General features: G+C 64.5%; 19 protein-coding genes. 10 read left to right on the forward strand and 9 right to left on the reverse strand.

All coding sequences use genetic code 11. From position 1 onward, the window contains the following. Positions 1–19 precede the first annotated feature (19 nt). The 9 genes from ABE459_RS07570 to pdxJ all read left to right on the forward strand — a co-directional run bounded on the left by ABE459_RS07570 (position 20) and on the right by pdxJ (position 9,457). Positions 20–610: an RseA family anti-sigma factor gene (locus ABE459_RS07570; protein ID WP_110993791.1), complete on the forward strand. Its 591-nt coding sequence runs from the start codon at positions 20–22 to the stop codon at positions 608–610. Between the two features lie 11 nt (positions 611–621). Continuing rightward, positions 622–1,587 carry a MucB/RseB C-terminal domain-containing protein gene (locus tag ABE459_RS07575; RefSeq protein WP_110993792.1) on the forward strand — a complete coding sequence of 322 codons (966 nt, stop codon included), beginning with the start codon at positions 622–624 and terminating at the stop codon, positions 1,585–1,587. A 166-nt stretch (positions 1,588–1,753) separates the two neighbouring features. Then, positions 1,754–3,187 (forward strand): DegQ family serine endoprotease, encoded by a 1,434-nt coding sequence (locus ABE459_RS07580; RefSeq protein ID WP_125462813.1) that lies wholly within the window; start codon positions 1,754–1,756, stop codon positions 3,185–3,187. A 272-nt stretch (positions 3,188–3,459) separates the two neighbouring features. Then, positions 3,460–5,259, forward strand: a complete 1,800-nt coding sequence (lepA, locus tag ABE459_RS07585) for a translation elongation factor 4 (RefSeq protein ID WP_125462814.1) — start codon at positions 3,460–3,462, stop codon at positions 5,257–5,259. A 5-nt stretch (positions 5,260–5,264) separates the two neighbouring features. Further along, entirely contained in the window at positions 5,265–6,119 is an 855-nt protein-coding gene (lepB, locus tag ABE459_RS07590) for a signal peptidase I (RefSeq protein WP_125462815.1), read from the forward strand. A gap of 160 nt (positions 6,120–6,279) precedes the next feature. Continuing rightward, positions 6,280–6,969, forward strand: a complete 690-nt coding sequence (gene rnc, locus ABE459_RS07595) for a ribonuclease III (RefSeq protein ID WP_110993796.1) — start codon at positions 6,280–6,282, stop codon at positions 6,967–6,969. Next, positions 6,962–7,864, forward strand: a complete 903-nt coding sequence (era, locus tag ABE459_RS07600) for a GTPase Era (RefSeq protein ID WP_125462816.1) — start codon at positions 6,962–6,964, stop codon at positions 7,862–7,864. The genes rnc and era overlap by 8 nt, the downstream gene beginning before the upstream one ends. 124 nt (positions 7,865–7,988) lie before the next feature. Beyond that, positions 7,989–8,672: a DNA repair protein RecO gene (gene recO / locus ABE459_RS07605; RefSeq protein ID WP_323831357.1), complete on the forward strand. Its 684-nt coding sequence runs from the start codon at positions 7,989–7,991 to the stop codon at positions 8,670–8,672. 44 nt (positions 8,673–8,716) lie between these two features. Beyond that, complete coding sequence (gene pdxJ / locus ABE459_RS07610; protein WP_110995100.1) at positions 8,717–9,457, forward strand: pyridoxine 5'-phosphate synthase; 741 nt, start codon at positions 8,717–8,719, stop codon at positions 9,455–9,457. Positions 9,458–9,651: 194 nt separating this feature from the next. Here the strand turns inward: pdxJ and ABE459_RS07615 are convergent, their stop codons facing one another. After that, entirely contained in the window at positions 9,652–11,037 is a 1,386-nt protein-coding gene (locus ABE459_RS07615; protein WP_323831354.1) for a heavy metal sensor histidine kinase, read from the reverse strand. Then, entirely contained in the window at positions 11,034–11,708 is a 675-nt protein-coding gene (locus ABE459_RS07620; protein WP_110995102.1) for a heavy metal response regulator transcription factor, read from the reverse strand. The genes ABE459_RS07615 and ABE459_RS07620 overlap by 4 nt, the downstream gene beginning before the upstream one ends. 279 nt (positions 11,709–11,987) lie before the next feature. On the opposite strand from ABE459_RS07620, the gene ABE459_RS07625 reads away from it, so the two are divergent. After that, positions 11,988–12,191 (forward strand): hypothetical protein, encoded by a 204-nt coding sequence (locus tag ABE459_RS07625; protein ID WP_125462819.1) that lies wholly within the window; start codon positions 11,988–11,990, stop codon positions 12,189–12,191. A gap of 237 nt (positions 12,192–12,428) precedes the next feature. On the opposite strand, the gene cmoB is transcribed toward ABE459_RS07625, so the two are convergent. From cmoB to ABE459_RS07660, 7 genes are all read right to left on the reverse strand, one after another. Then, a complete protein-coding gene (cmoB, locus tag ABE459_RS07630) occupies positions 12,429–13,385 on the reverse strand; it encodes a tRNA 5-methoxyuridine(34)/uridine 5-oxyacetic acid(34) synthase CmoB (RefSeq protein WP_323831352.1) in 957 nt (318 codons plus the stop codon). Continuing rightward, positions 13,382–14,125: a carboxy-S-adenosyl-L-methionine synthase CmoA gene (gene cmoA / locus ABE459_RS07635; RefSeq protein ID WP_125462821.1), complete on the reverse strand. Its 744-nt coding sequence runs from the start codon at positions 14,123–14,125 to the stop codon at positions 13,382–13,384. The genes cmoB and cmoA overlap by 4 nt, the downstream gene beginning before the upstream one ends. Positions 14,126–14,214: 89 nt before the next feature. Then, entirely contained in the window at positions 14,215–14,607 is a 393-nt protein-coding gene (locus tag ABE459_RS07640; protein WP_323831349.1) for a protease inhibitor I42 family protein, read from the reverse strand. A 146-nt stretch (positions 14,608–14,753) separates the two neighbouring features. Then, the gene (lon, locus tag ABE459_RS07645; RefSeq protein ID WP_323831347.1) at positions 14,754–17,174 is read right to left on the reverse strand and encodes an endopeptidase La; all 2,421 of its coding nucleotides are present in this window, start codon (positions 17,172–17,174) and stop codon (positions 14,754–14,756) included. A 155-nt stretch (positions 17,175–17,329) separates the two neighbouring features. Continuing rightward, positions 17,330–19,741: a glucose/quinate/shikimate family membrane-bound PQQ-dependent dehydrogenase gene (locus ABE459_RS07650; protein WP_323831345.1), complete on the reverse strand. Its 2,412-nt coding sequence runs from the start codon at positions 19,739–19,741 to the stop codon at positions 17,330–17,332. Positions 19,742–19,771: 30 nt separating this feature from the next. Next, positions 19,772–21,118, reverse strand: coding sequence for a carbohydrate porin (locus ABE459_RS07655; protein WP_323831343.1), 1,347 nt, complete (start codon positions 21,116–21,118; stop codon positions 19,772–19,774). A 283-nt stretch (positions 21,119–21,401) separates the two neighbouring features. Beyond that, entirely contained in the window at positions 21,402–23,444 is a 2,043-nt protein-coding gene (locus tag ABE459_RS07660; protein ID WP_346648004.1) for a TonB-dependent receptor, read from the reverse strand. Positions 23,445–23,530: the final 86 nt, after the last annotated feature.

Raw genomic sequence — 23,530 nt, forward strand, 5'->3', positions numbered from 1 at the left:
AGCCAAGAGAGGAACCGCCATGAGTCGTGAAGCTTTGCAGGAATCGCTGTCCGCGGTAATGGATAACGAAGCGGACGAACTGGAACTGCGTCGAGTGCTCAATGCCGTCGACGATTCCGAAACCCGCGCCACCTGGTCGCGTTACCAGGTCGCTCGCGCAGCGATGCACAAGGAACTGCTGTTGCCCAAGCTGGATATCGCCTCGGCGGTTTCCGCAGCATTGGCCGACGAGGCGGTGCCTGCCAAGGTCAAGCAAGGCCCGTGGCGCAGCATTGGCCGCCTGGCCGTGGCTGCCTCGGTGACTGTTGCCGTGCTGGCTGGCGTGCGTTTCTACAACCAGGACGAGATTACTGGTGCCGAATTGGCGTCCCAGCAGCCTGCCCAGCAGGGGCTGAGCATGCCACAGGCACAAGGCCCCGCCGTTTTGGCAGGCTATAGTGAAAGCAGCGAACAACCGACCGGGCCGATGGCCAACGGTGTGCTGCAGAACCAGGCTGGCTGGGATCAGCGTCTGCCAGGTTATCTGCGCCAGCATGCCCAGGAATCCGCGCTCAAAGGCACCGAGACCGCTCTGCCTTACGCACGCGCTGCCAGCCTGGAAAACCGCTAGTAAGGAGGATCATGCGCGCGCTACCTCTCCTGTCGCTGCTGCTTGGCAGCAGCCTGACGGTGCAGGCCTACGCGGCCAACTCCACGCCCGAGGCGAGCGAGTGGCTGAACAAGCTGGCACAGGCTGAACAAAGGCAGAGTTACCAGGGGTCGTTCGTCTACGAGCGCAATGGCAGCTTCTCCACACACGATATCTGGCATCGCGTCCAGGACGGCAAGGTCAGCGAGCGGTTACTCCAGCTCGATGGCGCTGCCCAGGAAATCGTGCGTGTCGATGGCAAGGTGCAATGCGTCAGTGGCGCCTTGGTCAGCGGTGTGACCGCACCGCCCGACGCCGCCCCGCGCATGCTCGACCCTTTGAAGCTGATGAGCTGGTACGACCTGAGCGTGGCAGGCAAGTCACGGGTCGCCGGGCGCGACGCGGTGATTGTGACCCTCACCCCGCGTGATCAGCATCGCTACGCCTTCGAGCTTCACCTGGACCGCCAAACCGGCTTGCCGCTGCGCTCGTTGATGCTCAACGAAAAGGGGCAGCTGCTCGAACGCTTCCAGATGACCCGCCTCGACACCGATGACCTGCCGAGTGACGCCGACCTCAGTGCCAGTGCCGCCTGCAAGCCGATCGAGCGGGTGGTCGCCAGTACTTCGCAGGCCGTTGCCGGTTGGCGCTCGGACTGGCTGCCGCCAGGCTTCGAGCTGATCAACAGCAGTGTGCGCCGTGATCCGGACCGCAAAAGTACCATCAGCAGCCTGATGTATGACGATGGCCTGACGCGCTTCTCGGTGTTCCTCGAGCCGATCAGCGACAATTCAGGCACCGATACCCGCACTCAGCTCGGCCCGACCGTAGCGGTCTCGCGCCATCTCAACACGCCCAAGGGCAAAGTGATGGTCACCGTGGTCGGCGAGATTCCACTGGGTACCGCCGAGCGTGTGGCTTTGTCGATGCGGGCCCAGGATGCTCAGGCGCGTCAGTAACGGCGCTTCATGAAAGCTTCTGTTACACAGTGCTGACAGGAAATTAACCCATTGTCATTTGCAATCCAGCCATAAATTTTCTATAGGTCAGGCTCTTCTGGGAGTCTGGCCTTTTCTGCGTCTGCTGGGCCTAACTGCTAACTACGCTCGTTGTAACGGGAGCCGTATGTCAATACCACGCTTGAAACCCTACCTATCGATGTTCGCCGCTGTGCTGATGCTCGGCCAGGTGCTCACCGCCCAAGCCCAGGAAGCCCTGCCCGACTTCACGACCCTGGTCGAGCAGGCCTCGCCGGCGGTGGTCAACATCAGTACCAAGCAGAAACTGCCGGACCGCCGTATCGCCGCCGGGCAGATGCCCGACCTCGAAGGCCTGCCGCCGATGTTCCGCGAGTTCTTCGAGCGCAACATGCCACAGCAGCCGCGCTCGCCTCGGGGGGATCGCCAGCGCGAAGCGCAGTCGCTGGGCTCGGGCTTCATCATTTCCAGCGATGGCTATGTGCTGACCAACAACCATGTGGTCGCCGACGCCGACGAAATCATCGTTCGCCTCTCCGACCGCAGCGAGCTGCAGGCCAAGCTGGTCGGCACCGATCCGCGTACCGACGTGGCCCTGCTCAAGGTCGAAGGCAAGAACCTGCCGACCGTCAAACTGGGCGATTCGGAAAAGCTCAAGGTGGGTGAGTGGGTGCTGGCCATCGGCTCGCCGTTCGGCTTCGACCATTCGGTAACCAAGGGCATCGTCAGTGCCAAGGGCCGTACCCTTCCCAACGACACCTATGTGCCGTTCATCCAGACCGACGTGGCGATCAACCCGGGCAACTCCGGCGGCCCGCTGTTCAACATGAATGGCGAGGTGGTCGGTATCAACTCGCAGATCTTCACCCGTTCCGGCGGGTTCATGGGCCTGTCCTTCGCCATCCCGATCGACGTGGCGATCGACGTTTCCAACCAGCTGAAGAAAGACGGCAAAGTCAGCCGCGGCTGGCTGGGCGTGGTGATCCAGGAGGTCAACAAGGACCTTGCTGAATCCTTTGGCCTCGACAAGCCGGCTGGCGCCCTGGTAGCCCAGGTGCTGGAAGACGGCCCGGCGGCCAAGGGTGGCCTGCAGGTGGGCGACGTGATCCTGAGCATGAATGGCCAGCCGATCGTCATGTCGGCCGACCTGCCGCACCTGGTTGGCAGCCTCAAGGATGGCGCCAAGGCCAAGCTTGAGATCATCCGCAATGGCAAGCGCCAGAACCTCGATGTCACCGTCGGCGCCCTGCCGGATGAAGAGGCTGACATCGGCACCGGTGCCCAGGGCAGCGTCGAGCGCAGCAGCAACCGTCTGGGTGTGTCCGTGACTGACCTGACCGCCGAGCAGAAAAAATCCCTGGAGCTCAAGGGCGGCGTGGTGATCAAGGAGGTCCAGGACGGCCCGGCAGCGCTGATCGGCCTGCGTCCGGGCGATGTCATCAGTCACCTGAACAACCAGGCCATCGGCTCGGCCAAGGAATTCACCGAAATTGCCAAGGACCTGCCGAAGAACCGTTCGGTGTCGATGCGCGTACTGCGCCAGGGGCGCGCAAGCTTCATCACCTTCAAACTGGCTGAATAAGCTGGTTGCAAGGTAGGAAAGGGCAGCTTCGGCTGCCCTTTTTACGTAGCAGTCAGTATCACAAAGCTCTACATGGGAGCGGGCTTGCCCCGCGATGAGGCCCAATCAGGCAGTGCGAGTGCCTGATCGGGCCTCATCGCGGGGCAAGCCCGCTCCCACAAGGGATGTAGGCAGGCCGATAGAGGAATCTCCCATATCCCTGCGGCTTGAGGTACAATTCCCGGCTATTTTTCGGCGGGCGTCCGGCTCGCAGCCTTTTCGAGTGTTGACCCGTGAGTGATTTGAGTCATATCCGCAATTTCTCCATCATCGCCCACATCGACCATGGCAAGTCGACGCTGGCCGACCGTTTCATCCAGATGTGCGGTGGCCTGACGGCGCGCGAAATGGAGGCCCAGGTCCTCGATTCCATGGACCTGGAGCGCGAGCGCGGGATCACCATCAAGGCCCACAGCGTCACCCTGCACTACAAGGCGCAGGACGGTAAAACCTACCAGCTGAACTTCATCGACACCCCCGGCCACGTTGACTTCACCTATGAAGTTTCGCGTTCGCTGGCAGCGTGCGAGGGTGCGCTGCTGGTGGTGGATGCTGGCCAGGGCGTAGAAGCCCAGTCCGTCGCCAACTGCTACACCGCCATCGAGCAAGGCCTCGAGGTAATGCCGGTTCTGAACAAGATGGACCTGCCCCAGGCCGACCCGGACCGCGTCAAGGACGAGATCGAGAAGATCATCGGCATCGACGCCACCGACGCCGTGGCGTGCAGCGCCAAGAGCGGCATGGGCGTGGACGAGGTGCTCGAGCGCCTGGTGCAGACCATCCCCGCGCCGCAAGGCGAGATCGACGCGCCGCTGCAGGCGCTGATCATCGACTCCTGGTTCGACAACTACCTGGGCGTGGTCTCGCTGGTGCGCGTGCGCCAGGGCCGCGTCAAGAAAGGCGACAAGATCCTGGTCAAGTCCACCGGCAAGGTGCACCTGGTCGACAGCGTCGGCGTGTTCACGCCCAAGCACACCCAGACCGCCGACCTCAAAGCCGGTGAAGTGGGCTTCATCATCGCCAGCATCAAGGACATCCATGGTGCGCCGGTCGGTGACACCCTGACCCTGTCCTCGACCCCAGAGGTCGAAGTGCTCGCAGGCTTCAAGAAAATCCAGCCACAGGTCTACGCCGGCCTGTTCCCGGTCAGCTCCGACGATTTCGAAGACTTCCGTGACGCGCTGCAGAAGCTCACCCTGAACGATTCGTCGCTGCAATACATGCCGGAAAGCTCCGACGCCCTGGGCTTCGGCTTCCGTTGCGGCTTCCTCGGCATGCTGCACATGGAGATCATCCAGGAGCGCCTGGAGCGCGAATACGACCTGGACCTGATCACCACCGCGCCAAGCGTGATCTACGAGCTGGAGCTCAAGACCGGCGAAACCATCGTTGTCGACAACCCGTCGAAGTTGCCGGACGTGTCGTCGGTCGCCGATTTCCGCGAACCGATCGTCACCGCCACCATCCTGGTACCCCAGGAACACCTGGGCAACGTCATCACCCTGTGCATCGAGAAGCGTGGCGTGCAGCGCGACATGCAGTTCCTCGGCAGCCAGGTGCAGGTGCGCTACGACCTGCCGATGAACGAAGTGGTGCTGGACTTCTTCGACCGCCTCAAGTCCACCAGCCGCGGCTACGCCTCGCTGGACTATCATTTCGACCGCTACCAGTCGGCCAACCTGGTCAAGCTGGACGTGCTGATCAACGGTGACAAGGTCGATGCCCTGGCACTGATCGTGCACCGCGACAACGCCGCCTACAAAGGCCGTGCGTTGACCGAGAAGATGAAGGAGCTGATCCCTCGGCAGATGTTCGACGTGGCGATCCAGGCAGCCATTGGCGGCCAGATCATTGCGCGGACAACCGTCAAGGCGCTCAGAAAGAACGTACTGGCCAAGTGCTACGGTGGCGACGTGAGCCGTAAGAAGAAGCTGCTGGAGAAGCAGAAAGCCGGTAAGAAACGCATGAAACAGGTCGGTAACGTGGAAATCCCACAGGAAGCCTTCCTCGCCGTGCTCAGGTTGGATAGCTAGGTCCTATGTCGCTAAATTTCCCGCTGTTGCTCGTCATCGCCGTTGCCGTCTGCGGCCTGTTGGGTCTGATCGACCTGCTGTTCCTGGCCCCGCGCCGGCGTGCGGCGATCGCCAACTACCAGGGCAGCGTCAGCCAGCCAGAAATGGCCGTGGTCGAACGCCTGAACAAGGAGCCGTTGCTGGTCGAGTACGGCAAGTCGTTCTTCCCGGTGCTGTTCATCGTGCTGGTGCTGCGCTCGTTCCTGGTTGAGCCGTTCCAGATCCCGTCGGGTTCGATGAAACCGACCCTGGAAGTGGGCGACTTCATCCTGGTGAACAAGTTCTCCTACGGCATCCGCCTGCCGGTGATCGACAAGAAGGTCATCGAAGTCGGTGACCCGCAGCGCGGCGATGTCATGGTGTTCCGCTACCCCAGCGACCCGAACGTCAACTACATCAAGCGGGTGATCGGCCTGCCGGGCGACCAGATCCGCTACACCAACGACAAGCGCCTGTTCGTCAATGGCCAGGCGGTTGCCGAGCAACTGGTCGGCAGCGAGCCGGGGACCTTGGGCAGCGCCGAGCTGTACAAGGAAAAACTCGGTGAAGTCGAGCACCTGATCCGCAAGGAAATGACCCGCTACCGCATGCCGCCGGACCAGCAATGGACCGTGCCGGCCGGGCATTACTTCATGATGGGTGACAACCGCGACAACTCCAACGACAGCCGCTACTGGGATGATCCGAACATCCCCAAAGAGCTGCACGGCATGGTCCCTGACCGGAACATCGTCGGCAAGGCATTCGCCGTTTGGATGAGCTGGCCTGAGCCGAAACTCAGCCACCTGCCCAACCTGTCGCGGGTCGGCCTGATCCACTAAGTATCGACGGCGCTGTCTGCGGACAGCGCCGATTGCTTTTATGACATAGGCTGTGTTCTCAGGGAATGAGAGGTTTCGCCATTTTGATGCCGGACCACAGCCAAACCGTCTTTCAGGATGTTGATTTGAACAACGCGTTGAACATTGTACGGGTGGCCCCATGAGTGCTTCCCTTGCCCGCCTGGAGCGCAAGCTCGGCTACACCTTCAAGGATCAGGACCAGATGCTGCTGGCCCTGACCCATCGCAGTTATGCCGGGCGCAACAACGAGCGCCTGGAATTCCTTGGCGATGCCATTCTCAACTTCGTGGTCGGCGAAGCGCTGTTCGAGCGCTTCCCGCAGGCCCGGGAAGGCCAGCTGTCGCGCCTGCGAGCGCGCCTGGTCAAGGGTGAAACCCTGGCCCGCCTGGCCCGTGGCTTCGACCTTGGCGAGTACCTGCGCCTGGGCTCTGGCGAGCTCAAGAGCGGCGGTTTCCGCCGCGAGTCGATCCTCGCCGACGCCCTCGAAGCGCTCATCGGCGCCATCTACCAGGACGCTGACATGCAGACTGCGCGCGAGCGCATCCTGGCCTGGCTGACCGACGAGTTCGAAGGCCTGACCCTGGTCGACACCAACAAAGACCCCAAGACCCGCCTGCAGGAGTTTCTGCAGTCGCGAGCCTGCGAGCTGCCACGTTACGAAGTGGTGGACATCCAGGGCGAACCGCACTGCCGGACCTTCCTCGTCGAATGCGAAGTGGTCCTGCTGAACAAGAAAAGCCGTGGCCAGGGCGTAAGCCGGCGTATTGCCGAACAGGTCGCCGCCGCCGCCGCATTGATCGCCCTGGGCGTGGAGAATGGCAATGACTGAGAACACTTCGACCCGCTGCGGCTATGTCGCCATCGTCGGCCGCCCCAACGTCGGCAAGTCGACGCTGCTCAACCACATCCTCGGCCAGAAGCTGGCGATCACCTCGCGCAAGCCGCAGACCACCCGCCACAACATGCTCGGCATCAAGACCGAGGGTGATGTGCAGGCGATCTACGTCGACACCCCCGGCATGCACAAAGCGAACGACAAGGCGCTCAACCGCTACATGAACCGCAACGCCTCGGCGGCCTTGAAAGATGTCGACGTGGTGATCTTCGTGGTCGACCGCACCCGCTGGACCGATGAGGACCAGCTGGTGCTCGAGCGCGTTCAGTACGTGACCGGCCCGGTGATCCTGGCGGTCAACAAGACCGACCGCATGGACGAGAAGGGCGACCTGATCCCGCACCTGCAGTGGCTGCAAGAGCAACTGCCGAATGCTGAGATCGTGCCGATCTCGGCCCAGCAGGGGCACAACCTCGAGTCGCTGGAAGCGCTGATCGCCAAGCACCTGCCGGAGAACGACCACTTCTTCCCGGAAGACCAGATCACCGACCGCAGCAGCCGCTTCCTGGCCGCCGAGCTGGTGCGCGAGAAGATCATGCGCCAGCTGGGTGCGGAGTTGCCGTACCAGATCACCGTGGAAATCGAGGAATTCAAGCAGCAGGGCCATGTGCTGCACATCCATGCGCTGATCCTGGTCGAACGTGACGGCCAGAAGAAGATCATCATCGGCGACAAGGGCGAGCGCATCAAACGCATCGGCTCCGACGCGCGCAAGGACATGGAAACGCTGTTCGACGCCAAGGTGATGCTCAACCTCTGGGTCAAGGTCAAAGGCGGCTGGTCCGACGACGAGCGCGCCCTGCGTTCGCTGGGCTACGGCGACCTGTAAGCCTCCCAGGCACCCCTGTTTTCCCTGTGGGAGCGGGTTTACCCGCGAATGCGATAGTGGATTCACTGACGCTTTCGCGGGTAAACCCGCTCCCACAGGTGCATATGGCCCTCAGAGACAGCGCATGGATCAACCCACCCCCCAGCCGGCCTACGTGCTGCACAGCCGCCCCTACAAGGAAACCAGCGCCCTGGTGGATTTCCTCACGCCTCAGGGGCGGGTGCGTGCGGTACTGCGCCGTGCGCGGGGCAAGGGCGGCAGCCAGGTGCGGCCGTTCGTGCCACTGGAAGTGGAACTGCGCGGGCGTGGTGAGCTGAAGACCGTATGGCGCCTGGACAGCAACGGTATCGCGGCCTGGCTGCATGGCGATGCGCTGTTCAGCGGCCTCTACCTCAACGAACTGTTGATGCGCCTGTTGCCCGCCGAGGCACCGCAGCCAGCGCTGTTCGAGCATTACACCCTGACCCTGCAAGCCCTGGCCGCCGGCCGACCGCTGGAGCCGCTGCTGCGCTCGTTCGAATGGCGCTTGCTGGACGAGCTGGGTTACGCCTTCTCGCTGGAACATGACGTGAATGACGACCCGGTCGCCGCCGAGGGCCTGTATCGCCTGCAGGTGGATGCCGGCCTGCAACGGGTCGAGCTGTTCCAGCCCGGGTTGTTCAAGGGTACCGAGTTGCAGGCCCTGGCCCAGGCCGACTGGGATGCCCCCGGCGCCTTGCTCGCCGCCAAGCGCCTGATGCGCCAGGCCCTGGCGGTGCACCTGGGGCCCAAGCCACTGGTCAGCCGGGAACTGTTTCGCAAGCGCTGATCAGCACGTATGCTGTGGCCCTCAACTTTCAGGAGTGCCCCTTCGTGACTCACAGCAACCGCATGCTTCTCGGCGTCAACATCGACCACGTGGCGACCTTGCGCCAGGCCCGGGGCACCCGCTATCCAGACCCGGTCAAGGCCGCGCTGGATGCCGAGGAAGCGGGCGCCGACGGCATCACCGTGCACCTGCGTGAAGACCGCCGGCACATCCAGGAGCGCGATGTGCTGGTGCTCAAGGACGTGCTGCAGACCCGCATGAACTTCGAGATGGGCGTCACCGAAGAGATGATGCTGTTCGCCGAGAAGATTCGCCCGGCGCATATCTGCCTGGTCCCGGAAACCCGTCAGGAGCTGACCACCGAAGGTGGCCTGGACGTGGCCGGCCAGGAGGCGCGGATCAAGGCCGCGGTCGAGCGCCTGTCGCGCACCGGCGCTGAAGTGTCGCTGTTCATCGATGCCGACGAGCGCCAGATCGAGGCCTCGCGTCGGGTGGGTGCTCCGGCCATCGAATTGCACACTGGCCGTTACGCGGATGCCGAGACGCCGACCGAGGTGGCCGAAGAGCTCAAGCGCATCGTCGATGGCGTGGCGTTCGGTATTGGCCAGGGGCTGATCGTCAACGCCGGCCACGGGCTGCATTACCACAACGTCGAAGCCGTTGCCGCGATCAAGGGTATCAACGAGCTGAACATCGGCCATGCGCTGGTGGCCCATGCGCTGTTCGTCGGCTTCAAGGCCGCCGTGGCCGAGATGAAAGCGCTGATCGTCGCCGCTTCGCGCTGAGCCATCGCGGGGCAAGCCGGTGCGCCGAACCGCCGCTCCCACGCTTGCACAACTGTGGGAGCGGGTTCACCCGCGAACACGGGCATAGCCCGTGCCAGGCACCGAGGTGTCATCTTCGCGGGTAAACCCGCTCCCACAGACCGAGTGCAGATCTTGAGTTCGGCGCGCTCAGGTGGGGCTTGTCCCGCGAATGTTTACTCTGCCTTGAATACGAGGGTAAAGCGGGTCGGCCCTTCGGCCTGGCTACGCACCTCAACCCGCCCCCCATGCAACTGCATGATCGACTTCACGATCGCCAACCCCAGCCCGGTCCCGCCCTCAAGACGTGACCGCCCGCTGCCAGCCCGGTAGAAACGCTCGAACAGGTGCGGCAGATGCGCCTCGCCAATGCCAGCCCCCTGATTTTCCACCCAGACCCCGACTTCATCGCCCAGCCGCTCGATCCCCACGGTCACCTTTTGCGCTTGCGGGCTATGCCGGATCGCATTGCTCAGCAAGTTCGACAGCGCCCGCTGGAACATCAGCCTATCCGCCCGAGCCGTGCCCCAGCCTTGCAGTTCCAGGGTGATGCCCTTGAGCTCGGCGCTGAAGGCAAACAGCTCACTCACCCGGGCCACCTCGTCGGCCAGTGCCACCGGCTGCAGCGCAACCTGGCTCTGCGGCTGGCTGACCTGGGCGAGGAACAGCATGTCGTTGATGATGCGGTTGAGCCGGGTCAGCTCCTCGACACTGTCCTCCAGCGCTTCACGGTACTTGTCGCCATCGCGCTCGCGGGCCAGGGTCACCTGGGCCTTGCCCATCAGGTTGCCGATCGGTGTGCGCAATTCGTGGGCCAGGTCGTCGGAGAACTGCGACAACTGGCGCACGCCCTGATCGAGGCGGTCGAGCATGACGTTGATGGCCCGGGCCAGGTCGGCCAGCTCGGTCGGCAGGCCCTCCACCGGCAAGCGGTGGTCGAGGTCCTGGGCCGACACTTGCCCGGCGATGCGGCGAAAGTGACGCAGCGGGCGCAGGTCGCGCTGCACCAGCTTCCAGGCAGCGATGCCGATCAGCAGCAGCAACAGCGGCAAGGCGAGCAGGGTCGAATGCAGGTAGGCCTGCAGCAGGGCGTTGTCGTCGCCGCGGTTGAGCGACATCAGCACATTCACCGGGGTGTCGTCGCGCAGCAGCATCAAGCGGCTGGCGGTGAGCACTTCGTTGCCTTGATCGTCGCGCCACTCGTGGAACACCAGCCGGGGGCTCGCGGCCATTTCCAGCAGGTGCCGGGATTGCAGGGCCGGGCCAAGGCTGAGCAGGGCCGGGTGACGGCCGCTGGTGGCCATGACGCTGAGGCTCAGGTTGTCATGGCCCATTACCAGGTCGAGCAACGGGTGAGCGCGGGTGCCGAGGTCGTCGCTGCGCAGGTCCACCCGCAGGTTGTGCTCGACCTGCAGCATCTTGCGCGCCAGGTCCTTGCGCGCACGGCTGTCCAGCTCGTGGTCGAGGGCGAACACCGCCAGGGTGGCCAGCAGCAGCACCAAGGCTGCGCCCATCAGGGTGACGGTCAGGCCGAGGCGCAGCGACAGGGTGGCGCGCTTCACGCCCGCGCCTCGAGCACATAGCCGACGCCACGCAGGGTGTGGATCAGCTTGTCCTCGAAGGGGTCGTCGATCTTCGCCCGCAGGCGGCGGATCGACACCTCGACCACGTTGGTGTCGCAATCGAAGTTCATGTCCCACACCAGCGAAATGATCTGCGTGCGCGACAGCACTTCGCCGCTCTGGCGCATCAGCAGGTGCAGCAGGGCGAACTCCTTGGCGGTCAGGTCGATGCGCTGGCCGCCGCGGAAGGCGCGGTGGCGGCCGGGGTCGAGCTCAAGGTCGGCGACCTTCAGGGTGCTTGGTTGCAGGCGCTGGTCGTTGCGCCGCAGCAGGCTGCGGATGCGTGCCAGCAGCTCGGGGAATTCGAAGGGTTTGAGCAGGTAGTCGTCGGCGCCCAGGTCCAGGCCCTTGACCCGATCGGCAAGGCGGCCGTGGGCGGTGAGCATCATGATCCGGGTGGACGACTCGGCGCGCAGGCGCTGCAGCACGCTCCAGCCATCGAGCTCGGGCAGGTTGACGTCGAGGATCACCAGGTCGTAGGGCTGCTGGCGGGCCAGGTGCAAGCCGTCGGTGCCGGTATGGGCGCAGTCGACCACGTAGCCGTTTTCGCGCAGGCCTTGCTGCAGGTAGTCGGCGGTACGGGGTTCGTCCTCGATGATCAGTAGGCGCATGGTGAGCTCGGGTTACGGAAAGGGGGCGATTCTCGACCCTGTAGTGACATCAGGGTCAAGCGGTGAGGATGTTACTGGATGCGAATGGGTAAACGGCGGGGATAACGGATTTGTAATACGCGGGTCATGTGCGTGACAGGCCTGCTCCATTGATCTCGTGGGAGCGGGCTTGCCCCGCGAAGGGGCCGCCTTGCAAGACTGTAATGTCCTGCTCACCTTGGCGTTAGCTGCCCCTTGCGATGATGGCCCTGTCGATACGGTTATCACGAGGCAAGCACGATGAACCTGAGCAAATACCTGCTGCTGGCGATCCTCGCCCTGGGCAGCACCAGCGTTTTCGCCGAGGGTGGCGCGGAGCGGTCGAAGCAGTTCTGGCAGGCGTTCCGCGAGGACCAGGCGCGCCTTTACGGCGACAAGCAAGAGGCCGTGGCCGAACGCGAGCGCAAGGCCGAAGAAAAGGCCCGTGAGCTGGCCAAGGATTGAGTAACCACCACCTGCGCCGCGACAGCTCCTCGCCGCAGGTGTATTCAGGCGCCCCTTCAGGGTAATGCCAGTCAGTCAAGCCATGTGGGGTCGCGGCGCTACCCTTCGCGGGTAAACCCGCTCCCACAGGGCATCCAACGCCTGTGGGAGCGGGTTTACCCGCGAAGGGCTGCAAAGCAGCCCCAACAAGTGCGATGAAGCGCTAACTGACTGGCATTACCCTTCAGGGCGCCCTTTTTATTTGCGCGCCAGCAGCGTGGCGCGGCGCGGGGCCGGCAGGCCTTCGATGGTCTTACCGTGGTCGTTCGGGTCGAGGAAGTCGCCCAGCGACTGGTAGCGCATCCACTCGGTGCTGCGCTGTTCCTCGACGCTGGTAACGCTGACATCGACGCAGCGCACATCGCTGAACCCCGCGCGGCGCAGCCAGCGCTCCAACGCCGGCACCGACGGCAGGAACCACACGTTGCGCATCTGCGCATAACGGTCCTCGGGCACCAGCACCTGGTTTTCATCGCCCTCGATCACCAGGGTTTCCAGCACCAGTTCGCCACCTTTCACCAGGCAATCCTTGAGCGCCAGCAGGTGCTCGATGGGCGAACGGCGGTGGTAGAACACGCCCATGGAGAACACCGTGTCGAAACCTTCCAGGTTGGCCGGCAGTTCCTCCAGGGCGAACGGCAGGTGCCAGGCCGGCAAGTCCGGCAGGTACTGCTGCACCGCCTGGAACTGGCAGAAGAACAGCCAGTTGGGGTCGACCCCGATGACCATGTCGGCACCGGCGCCGAGCATGCGCCACTGGTAGTAGCCGTTGCCGCAACCCACATCGAGTACGCGCTTGCCCTTAAGGTCCAGGTGCGGGCCGACCCGCGACCATTTCCAGTCCGAGCGCCATTCGGTGTCGACGTGCACGCCGAACAGGTCGAACGGCCCCTTGCGCCAAGGCGACAACCCCATCAAGGCCTGGCGCATCTGCTCCCGGGTGGCGTCGTCGCAGTCGCAGTCCAGGCGCAGGCCGTCGACCAGGTCGATCTCGCTTGGCGTCAGTCGTGGCAGCGCTTCGAGCGCGCCGCGCCAGCGGTCGAGGTCGCCGTGGCCCTTTTCCAGCTTGGTTTGCAGTTGTGCCTGCAGGCCTTGGGACCAGGTGGCGAGGGGCGTGCCCGCCAGGCGGCGGACGAGAGGGGACAGATCGATCATGGCAGGGCTATCAGCGAGGCGAAGTTAAGGCATTGGAACCAGGGCACGACCTTGGAGAAGCCGGCGGCGCGCAGGCGCTCGGCATGGGTTTCCAACGTATCGGGCTTCATCACGTTTTCGATGGCGCTGCGCTTCTGGGCGATTTCCAGTTCGCTGTAGCCATTGGCCCGCTTGAAGTCCAGGTGCAGGTCGTTGAGCAGTTGCTGTTGCTGGTCGTCGGCGAAGCGCAGCTTTTCCGAGAGGATCAGCGCACCGCCCGGCAGCAGGGCCTGGCGAATGCGGCCGAGCAACTCCAGGCGCTGTTCGGGGGCGATGAACTGCAGGGTGAAGTTCATCGCCACCACCGAGGCGGGCTCGAACGGCAACGACAGGATGTCGGCCTCCAGCACCTGTACCGGCAACAGCTCCTGGAACATCGAGTCCTGGGCCGTGAGGTACTGGCGGCAGCGCTCGACCATGGCCGCGGAGTTGTCCACGGCAATCACCCGGCAACCCTCGGTGCGCACATGCCGGCGCAGGGCCTGGGTCACCGCGCCCAGCGAGGCGCCGAGGTCGTACAGCGCTGTATTCGGCTGGGCGAAGCGCGCGGCCAGCACGCCGAGGTTCTCGACGATGGTCGGGTAACCGGGCACCGAGCGCTTGATCATGTCCGGGAACACTTGCACCACGTCCTCGTTGAAAACGAAGTCGGGTACCTGCTCCAGGGGCTGGGCGAAAAGGCGGTCGGGTTGTTTGCTCACGAAGGGTCCGGGCGGCTGGCAATCTACAGGGGCGGCATTCTAGCCAAACCACGGCAAGCTTGCATGACTGGCTGACCGGCGCCGCTGGCTTACTTGACCCGAATGGCGCAATCGAAGGTCTGCACCGGGCGCACTTCCGGGGCCCAGGGCTGCTGGTAGACCAGGATCAGGTGGCCCTCGCCGGCGGTCTTGGCCTGGAAGCGCCAGGTGGAGGTCCCGCCGCTGCCGACGATACCGGCTTCCTCGGGGGTGCTGTAGACCTCGGGGCCGAGGGCCCGGAGGATTTCCGGCGCCGGGTTCTGCAACAGCCAGCGGTAACCGGTGCTGGGGTTGCTGGGCAGGGTGAGGGTCATGGTCTGGCCAACCTGCAGGCGCGTCGGGCATTCGCTTTCGGCGTCCAGTTCGACGTTGCGTAGCGGCTGTTGCGCGCAGGCGGTGAGCAGGGCGAGGCCCAGGGGAACGAGCAGACGAGGGAGGGTCATGTTGGCTCCTGAGGCTGAAGTTGCCAGAGGATAACCGAAGTTGTGCTGCCTGTGCCGGCCTCATCGCGGGGCAAGTCGGGGCGCCGAACCGCCGCTCCCACGGTTGAGCACGCGTGGGAGCGGGCTTGCCCCGCGATTGGGATCAATCAGAACAACACTTTCGCCACGTCGGCAAAGCGCTTGGCGAAGTGCACGGTCAGCCCTTCCTTCAGATACTCCGGCAACTCGGCGAAATCGCCACGGTTGGCCTCGGGCAGGATCAGCTCGAAGATTTTCTGCCGGCGCGCGGCAATCACCTTCTCGCGCACGCCGCCAATGGGCAGCACCTGCCCGGTCAGGGTCAACTCGCCGGTCATGGCCACGCCTTTCTTCGGCACCTGGTCACGGGCCAGCGACAACAGCGCGCTGGCCATGGTCACACCAGCGCTGGGGCCATCCTTGGGGGTGGCGCCTTCGGGCACGTGCAGGTGAATGAAGGCCTCGTTGAAGAAGCCCGGCGTGCCACCGTACTGCTTCAGGTTGGAGCTGACATAGCTGTAGGCGATTTCCGCCGACTCCTTCATCACATCCCCCAACTGGCCGGTGAGCTTGAGGCCGCGGTTGAGGGTGTGGATGCACGTGGCCTCGATCGGCAGGGTGGCGCCGCCCATGCTGGTCCAGGCCAGGCCGGTGATCACGCCCTTGCCGGCCAGCACCTGTTCGCTGCGGAACACCGGCATGCCGAGGGCTGGCTCGAGCTCCTTGTTGCCGATCTTCAGCTTGGCGCCCGGGTCTTCCAGGAGCTTGACCACCGCCTTGCGCACCAGCTTGCCCAGTTGTTTTTCCAGCTGGCGCACGCCAGCCTCGCGGGCATAGCCCTCGATCACCGTTCGCAGGGCGCTGTCGCTGATGCTCAGGCTGCTCTTCGAGACACCGGCCTTTTCCAGCTGCTTGGGCCACAGGTGGCGCTTGGCGATGGCCAGTTTTTCTTCGGTGATGTAGCCGGACAGGCGGATCACTTCCATGCGGTCGAGCAACGGCCCGGGGATCGAGTCCAGGGTGTTGGCGGTGCAGACGAACAGCACTTTGGACAGGTCCAGGCGCAGGTCCAGGTAATGGTCGAGGAAATCGACGTTCTGCTCGGGGTCGAGGGTTTCCAGCAGCGCCGAGGCGGGGTCGCCCTGGTAGCTTTGGCCCATCTTGTCGATCTCATCGAGCATGATCACCGGGTTCATCACCTCGACCTCCTTCAGCGCCTGCACCAGCTTGCCCGGCTGGGCGCCGATGTAGGTGCGGCGGTGGCCCTTGATCTCGGCCTCGTCGCGCATGCCGCCGACGCTGAAGCGGTAGAACGGCCGGCCGAGGGATTCGGCGATGGACTTGCCGATGCTGGTCTTGCCCACCCCGGGCGGGCCCACCAGCAACACGATCGAGCCGCTGATCTCGCCTTTCCAGGCGCCCACGGCGAGGAATTCGAGGATGCGTTCCTTGATGTCATCAAGCCCGGCGTGGTGGCGGTCCAGCACCTTGCGGGCGTGGGCAAGGTCGAGCTTGTCGTCGCCATACACGCCCCAGGGCAGGGCGGTGGCCCAGTCCAGGTAGTTGCGGGTGACGGCGTATTCCGGCGAGCCGGTTTCGAGGATGGCCAGCTTGCCCATCTCTTCGTCGATGCGTTTTTTCGCCTGCTCGGGCAGGGTCTTGTCCTGCAGGCGTTGCTGGAACTGCTCGACATCGGCGCTGCGATCGTCCTTGGTCAGGCCCAGCTCCTGCTGGATGACCTTTAGCTGTTCCTTGAGGAAGAATTCGCGCTGGTGCTCACCGATCTGCCGGTTCACCTCGGCGGAAATCTCGTTCTGCAGGTGCGCGACCTCGACTTCCTTGCGCAGCATCGGCAGCACTTTCTCCATGCGTTTGAGCATGGGCACGCAGTCCAGCACTTCCTGCAGCTGGCTGCCGGTGGCGGAGGTGAGCGCGGCGGCGAAATCGGTGAGCGGCGACGGGTCGTTGGGGCTGAAGCGGTTGAGGTAGTTCTTCAGCTCTTCGCTGTACAGCGGGTTGAGCGGCAGCAGCTCCTTGATCGCGTTGATCAGCGCCATGCCGTAGGCCTTCACCTCATCGGTGGGCTGCGCCGGCTGGTGCGGGTATTCGACTTCGACCAGGTAGGGCGGGCGGTGGTGCTTGAGCCAGGTGCGGATGCGCACCCGGGTCAGGCCCTGGGCGACGAACTGCAGCTTGCCGCCTTCGCGGCTGGCGTGGTGCACCTTCACCAGGGTGCCGTACTCGGGCAGGGACTTGGTGTCGAAGTGGCGGTGGTCTTCGGCCGGGGTGTCCATGAAGAACAGCGCCAGCGAGTGGTGCGGGGTCTTGGCCACCAGGTCGAGGGTTTCGGCCCAGGGCTCTTCATTAACGATCACCGGCAGCACTTGTGCGGGGAAGAACGGGCGATTGTGGATCGGGATAACGTAGACCTTGTCCGGCAGTTGCTGGCCGGGCAGGGCGAGATGGTGGCCGGCGCCGGTGGCGTGGTCGGGGTGTTCGACTTCGCTGTGTTCGTCGGGGCGGTCCGGGAAATCCTGCTGGTCGCTCATGGGGCACCTGCGTGAATGGCTATGGTGCTTAGATGGGGAGGGGAGGGATGGGTTTCAAGCATTGAGCTTCTAGCCACAAGCTTCAAGCTGCAAGAGAAAAGCGCGACCGGGCTGGTTCGACGTTCTCTTGCAGCTTGCAACTTGAGGCTTGCAGCTTACTCCGCGAGTTTGTAAGCGATGATGTAATCGCCCATGCGGGTGCCCAGCGAGCCATGCCCACCGGCGGTCACCAGCACGTACTGCTTGCCGTCCTTGCCGGTGTAGGTCATCGGCGTGGCCTGGCCGCCTGCCGGCAGGCGGGCCTTCCACAGCTCTTCACCGTTCTTCACGTCATAGGCGCGCAGGTACTGGTCCAGGGTGCCGCTGAGGAAGCCCACGCCACCGGCGGTGACGATCGAGCCGCCCATGCTCGGTACGCCCACTGGCATGCCGATCGGTACCGGGGTGCTGTCACGGGTGGTGCCGTTCTTGTGCTTCCACACCACTTTGTTGGTGAACAGGTCGATGGCGGCCACATAGCCCCAGGCCGGGGCCTGGCACGGCACGCCCAGCGGCGACATGAACGGGTGCATGGTCACGGCATACGGCGCGCCGGTGTTCGGCTGCACGCCGCTGGTCTCGCTTTCGCGCTTGCTGCCTTCGGCAACCTGCTCACGCGGCACCATCTTCGACACGAAGGCCATGTAGTTGGGCGAGGTGAACAGCAGCTGGCGCACCGGGTCGACCGACACGCTGCCCCAGTTGAACACGCCGACGTTGCCCGGGTAGACCAGGCTGCCCTGCTCGGACGGCGGGGTGTACTGGCCTTCGTAGCGCAGGCTGCGGAACTGGATGCGGCAGAGCATCTGGTCGAACGGCGTGGCGCCCCACATGGCCTGTTCGGTCAGGTCGGGGCCGAGCAGGTTGAGGTCGGAGCGGGCCTGGGTCGGTGCGGTGTGGTCGCCCTTGACCGCGCCTTGCGGGACCGGGATCTCGCGGATCGGCACGATCGGCGTGCCGTCGCGGCGGTCGAGCACATACAGGCTGCCTTGCTTGGTCGGCACGATGACCGCGGGCTTGATGCCGTCGTCGGTCTTCAGGTGGACCAGGGTCGGCTGGCTGCCGACGTCCATGTCCCACAGGTCATGGTGGGTGAACTGGTAGTTCCAGCGCGCCTTGCCGGTGGCCAGGTCCAGGGCGACGATGCCGGCGCTGTACTTCTCGGCGCCCGGGGTGCGGTCGGCGCCCCACTGATCGGGGGTCTGGTTGCCCAGCGGCAGGTAGATCATGCCGAGGTCTTCATCGACGCTGGCGATCGACCACATGTTGGCCGAGTTGCGGCTGTAGAACTTGCCGTCGGCCAGGGGCTTGGTGTCGTCCGGGTTGTTGCTGTCCCAGTTCCACACCAGGTGCCCGTCGTGCACGTCATAGGCGCGGATCACGCCGGACGGCTCGTTGGTCGACTCGTTGTCGGTCACGTGGCCGCCGATGATCACCAGGCTGCGGGTGATCGCCGCCGGCGAGGTGGAGTAGTAGCCACCGGCGGTGAACGGGCCGATGCCGCGGGTCAGGTCGATCACGCCCTGGTTGGCGAAGCCTTCGCAGACCTTGCCGTTGTCGGCGTTGATGGCGATCAGGCGGGCGTCGGCGGTCGGCAGGTAGAGGCGGCGCGGGCAGGCCAGGGCCACGGCTTGGCCTGCGTCGGTGATTTTCGGCGCGGGGCTGCCGTCACGGCTGACGTAGTTGTTCTCGTCGTAGTAGGAGACGCCACGGCAGGTCATGTGGGCGAAGCCCTTGAAGGTGCCGGTAGGGCTCTTGACCTGCGGATCGAAGCGCCAGATCTCGGCGCCGGTGTCCGGGTCCAGGGCCAGCAGCCTGCTGTGGGCGGTGCAGGCATAGAGCATGCCGTTCACTTTCAGCGGGGTGTTCTGGTTGGTCAGCTCGACCGGGTCGTTCTCGGTCGGCAGGTCACCGGTACGGATGCGCCAGGCTTCTTCCAGGCGGTAGGCGTTCTGCGGGGTGATCTGGCGCAGCGGCGAGTAGCGGTCGCCGTGCTCGGTACGGCCGTAGGCCTGCCATTCACCGTCCGGCATGGCCGGTGCGGCGCTGCCCATTTCGCTGTCGTCGCGGGTGAACGCGCCACGGATTTCGCCCGGGTGGGTGAACTGGCTGGCCACGGCGGTGGCGCCGGAAGCTACCACGGCCAGGCTGAGCAGGGCGGTGTTGATCCTGGAAGCCGGGCCGATCAGCGGGCGACGCGCCCACGGCAGCAGCAGCACCACGCCGATGGCGAACCAGATGGCCAGGCGTGGCACCAGCTGCCACCAATCCAGGCCGACTTCCAGCAGGGCCCAGACCGTGCTGCCCAGCAGCACCAGGCCGTACAGGCCCAGGGCGATGCGGCGCTTGGCCAGCAGCAGGATGCCGGACAGGGCGAAGCCGATCCCGGCAATCAGGTAGTAAAGCGAGCCGCCCAGCTGGCTCAGCTTGATGCCGCCGGCCAGCAGGGCCAGGCCCATCAGCAACAGCAGCACGCCCATCAGGCGCGGTAGCCAGCGGGTTCCATTGTTGGCACCGTCAGTGCTCATCGTCTGTTCTCCGTAGAGTGGAAGGGGAGGTTAGAAAGTGCTCTGGATCTTCAGGCCACCGATCAGCGCGTCATCGACGTGCGACACGCCGCCCGGGTGGCGGATGTACTGCAGGTTCGGGCGCACGGTGAGCCAGTTGGCCAGGTGGATGCCGTAATAGAGTTCGGCGCTGTATTCGGTGTCCTGCACGGGCAGGTAGCCAGGGTTGTCGTAGTCGTAGAGACCGGCGGCCTGGTTGATGAGGCGGGCGTTCTTGCGGTAGCCGGGGTTGACGTGCACACGGGCCAGGGCGAAACCGATGTCGTCCTTGGCGCGGGCGTCGAACGGCCCTTTGTAAACCACACCTGCCTGTACATAGTTGTCGATGGCATTGGTCTTCTTGTCGTGCACCGTGGCATTGGCGAACAGGCTCAGGCCACGCGACTGGTCGGACGCCTGCGCGGTCACCTGCTGCTGCACGCCGAGCCACAGGCCGTGCTTGCTCGAGCTGCTGCGGTAGGCGGCGCCGCTGATGGCGGCCGGGGCGCCGTTGCTGTCCTTCAGAACATCCTGTGCCTTGGCATTACTGTAGTAGTAGCCGGCGCGATATTCCCCTTTCAGGCCATTGAGCCGCGGGCTCCACACCAGTTCGACCGGCATCACCGCGCCTTGCGTGCCGCTGCCGCTGAGCTTGAAGCCGTTGCCCGATTCGAGGTTGGACGGGTTCTGCTCGAACACGCCGACCTGGGCATAGAGTTCGTCGTTGAGGTTGTAGCGCACGCGCAGCGCCCACTGGCTGACCGGCCAGTTGTACCAGATGCCGCCCACCCAGTTGCCGACCTGCGAGCCGCAGAACGCCAGGTTCTGGAAGTCGCAGGGGAAGCTGTTGAAGTCTTCGCCTTCGCCGAAGCGGCCGAATTTCACATCCAGCGCACCGTCGAAGTACTTCTGCTTGATCCACATCTGCGTCAGCCGCCAGGTTTCGCCGCGGCCCCAGACTTCCTGGGCCGAGGTGAAGCCGCCGACGCGTGGGTCGATGATGCGGTCGTTGCTGATGTTGTCGCCGTGGCGTTCGGTGACGGTCAGCTGGACCTCGGTGTCATGCCAGCCGAGGATTTTCTGCAGGTCCATGTTCACGCCGAAGGTGAACTGGTCGCTGTAGCGTGCGGCGCGGTCGTGGCTGTAGCCACCGTGCAGGTTGCTGCCCATCTCGCCGGTGTAGCCGAGGGTGAAGTCGTAGCCCTTTTCCAGCAGATCGGTGCGGGTGCCGCCCCAGTCGCCGAGCATCCAGGGGGAGTCCTTGGCGAACAGTTCGCTGGCGCTGGTGGTGGGGGACAGGCTGCCGAGCAGGGTGGCAAAGGCGAGTCCGGCGTAGCGGGTAGTGGGCAACTGGAGCATGAGATAGCGCTATCTTTTGATTGTTGAAGAAACGGCAAGCGCAACGAGGCGTGGGAGCATCGAAGGGAAAAGGCTGCGAAAGGTATTCGATGAAGCGATTCAGCTTGCGGCGGGGAGGATATAGGGGAAGTTGTAAGAAAAAAAGACAAAATGTCGCAGGGGATTGTTGCTCACCGGGTAACAGTTCGAGGCACAGGGGCCACTGTGGGAGCGGGTTTACCCGCGAATGCAATGTTGAATCCACTGCCGCATTCGCGGGTAAACCCGCTCCCACAGAGGAACCTCAGAAGGAAGTGCGCAAACCAACCTCCACACTACGCCCCGGCGCCGGCGCGATATCCCGCAGGATCGAACTGGCATAGCGCACCGTCTGGTCGGTCAGGTTCTCCCCCCGCACAAAGGCCAGCCACTGGCTCTGGCCGATATCGAAGCGATAACCAAGGCTGGCACCCAGGGTGGTGTAGCCCTCGGTGCTGGTCTCATTGGCCGGCTTGCGGTGCTGCGAAGCGGCATGTTGCACGTCGACCCGCGCCTGCCAGCGATCCAGTTCCCACACCAGCCCGCTGTTCAGGCGCAAAGGCGCGATGCGCGGCAGTGGCTCGCCGCTGTCGAGGTTCTTCGCCCGGGTGTAATCGCCCGAAAGCTCCAGGGCGAAACTGCCGTAGCGGTTCTCCAGCAACTGCCACCGGTCCTGGGCCTCGATGCCATAGAAGCGTGCGCGCACGCCCTGGTACTGGTACTCGGGGAAGCCTTCGTGCTCGTGGTCATGATCATGGTCTTCGTCATGGTCATGATCGTGCCCCTCGCGCAGGTTGCCGGTACCAATCAGGCCGATGTAGTTGCGAAAGTGGCTGTAGAACACGCCGACACTGCCCTTGTGGGTGCCATTGTCGAAGCGCAGGGCCAGGTCGGCGGAGATGGCCTTCTCTTTGTTCAGGCTGGCGTCACCCACTTCAAAGGCGCCGGTGGCGACGTGGGCGCCGTTGGCGTACAGCTCGTAGAAGGTCGGGGCGCGCTCGGTGTAGCCCAGGTTGGCGGCCAGCGCCCACACCGGGTCGAGCTGGTAGACGGCGCCGGAAGAAAGGCTGAAGGCGTTGAAGCTGCTGGCGCTGTCGGCGGCGGCGAAGGTTTCGTTGCCCTTGGCATCGGGGTCGACGCGGGTGTGCTCCAGGCGGGCGCCCAGGCTCAGGTTCAGGCGCTGCGTGGCCTGCCATTGTTCGAGCATGAACAGCGCCAGGCTGTCGGTGTCGGTGTGCGGGACGAATGCTTCTTCACCCAGGGCGGAGAATTCGTTGCGGCTGACCTGTGCGCCGATCACCCCCTCGACCGGGCCGAGCGGCTGGTGCCGCGCCTCGATGCGCGCCTCGTAGCCTTTGTTCTTGAAGGTGGTATGCACTTCGCCGCTTTCGATCTCGCGGTGCTGGTAGTCGGTGTAACCGGCATCGACCTTGACCGAGCTGAACGGGCCGTCGAGGTCGCGCAGCTCCGAGGCGAAGCCGTAGTGGTCCTGTTGCATGTCCAGGCGCACACCGGGCTCGGCCACCGAGCCGTAGTTGCTGTCGTAGCGGCTGTAGGACAGGCCGGTGTAGCCGTGATCCCAGTGGTAGCTGCCGCCGATTGCGCCACCGTCCTGGCGACCGTCGCTGTTTTCCAGGCGGTGCTTGCTGCCGGGCTCGTCGGCGTCGCGCACCTTCGAGCTGCGCGCATAACCGGGGATACGCAGGTCGTTGAACTGGCGGCTGTTGGCATCCAGGTGCAGGGCGAAGGCGCCGTTGCCGGCTTCCAGCTTGCCGGCGCTGCTGCGGGTGGTGTCGGCGCCGCCGTAGCGCAGCTCACCGGCGCCGTGGATGCCGTCGATGGGCGCGTCGGGGATGCGGTTGTCGAAGGTGTTGACCACACCGCCGATGGCGTTGCCGCCGTACAGCAAGGCGGCCGGGCCACGCACGATCTCGACCCGTTCTACGGTGACCGGGTCCAGCGGCACGGCGTGGTCATAGGACAGCGACGAGGCGTCCAGGGCACCGACGCCGTTACGCAGGATGCGGATACGGTCGCCGTCCAGGCCACGGATCACCGGGCGGCTGGCGCCGGGGCCGAACCAGGTGGAAGCCACGCCGGGCTGTTTGTTCAGGGTCTCGCCCAGGCTGCCGTGCTGCTGTTGCAGCAGCGCGTCGCCTTCGAGCACGGTGCTGGGGGCGGCCAGTTGCGCGTTGCCCAGCGGGTTGGCGGTGATCACCTGGGGTTGCAGCTCGACGGCGTGGCTTGCGGGCGAGGCCAGCCACAGCGCTACGGCGAGGGGGGAGAGGTGCAGGGGGATGTGACGCATGGGGTGGGGCGTTCCTTGGCAGAAATGCTAATAGTTACTTTATAACATTTCATCACAAGCTGTTCGGTACTGGCCAGCACTTTGTG

This window comes from Pseudomonas sp. TWI923 (genome assembly GCF_039673365.1).
In the GTDB taxonomy this organism is placed as follows: Bacteria; Pseudomonadota; Gammaproteobacteria; order Pseudomonadales; family Pseudomonadaceae; genus Aquipseudomonas; species Aquipseudomonas sichuanensis.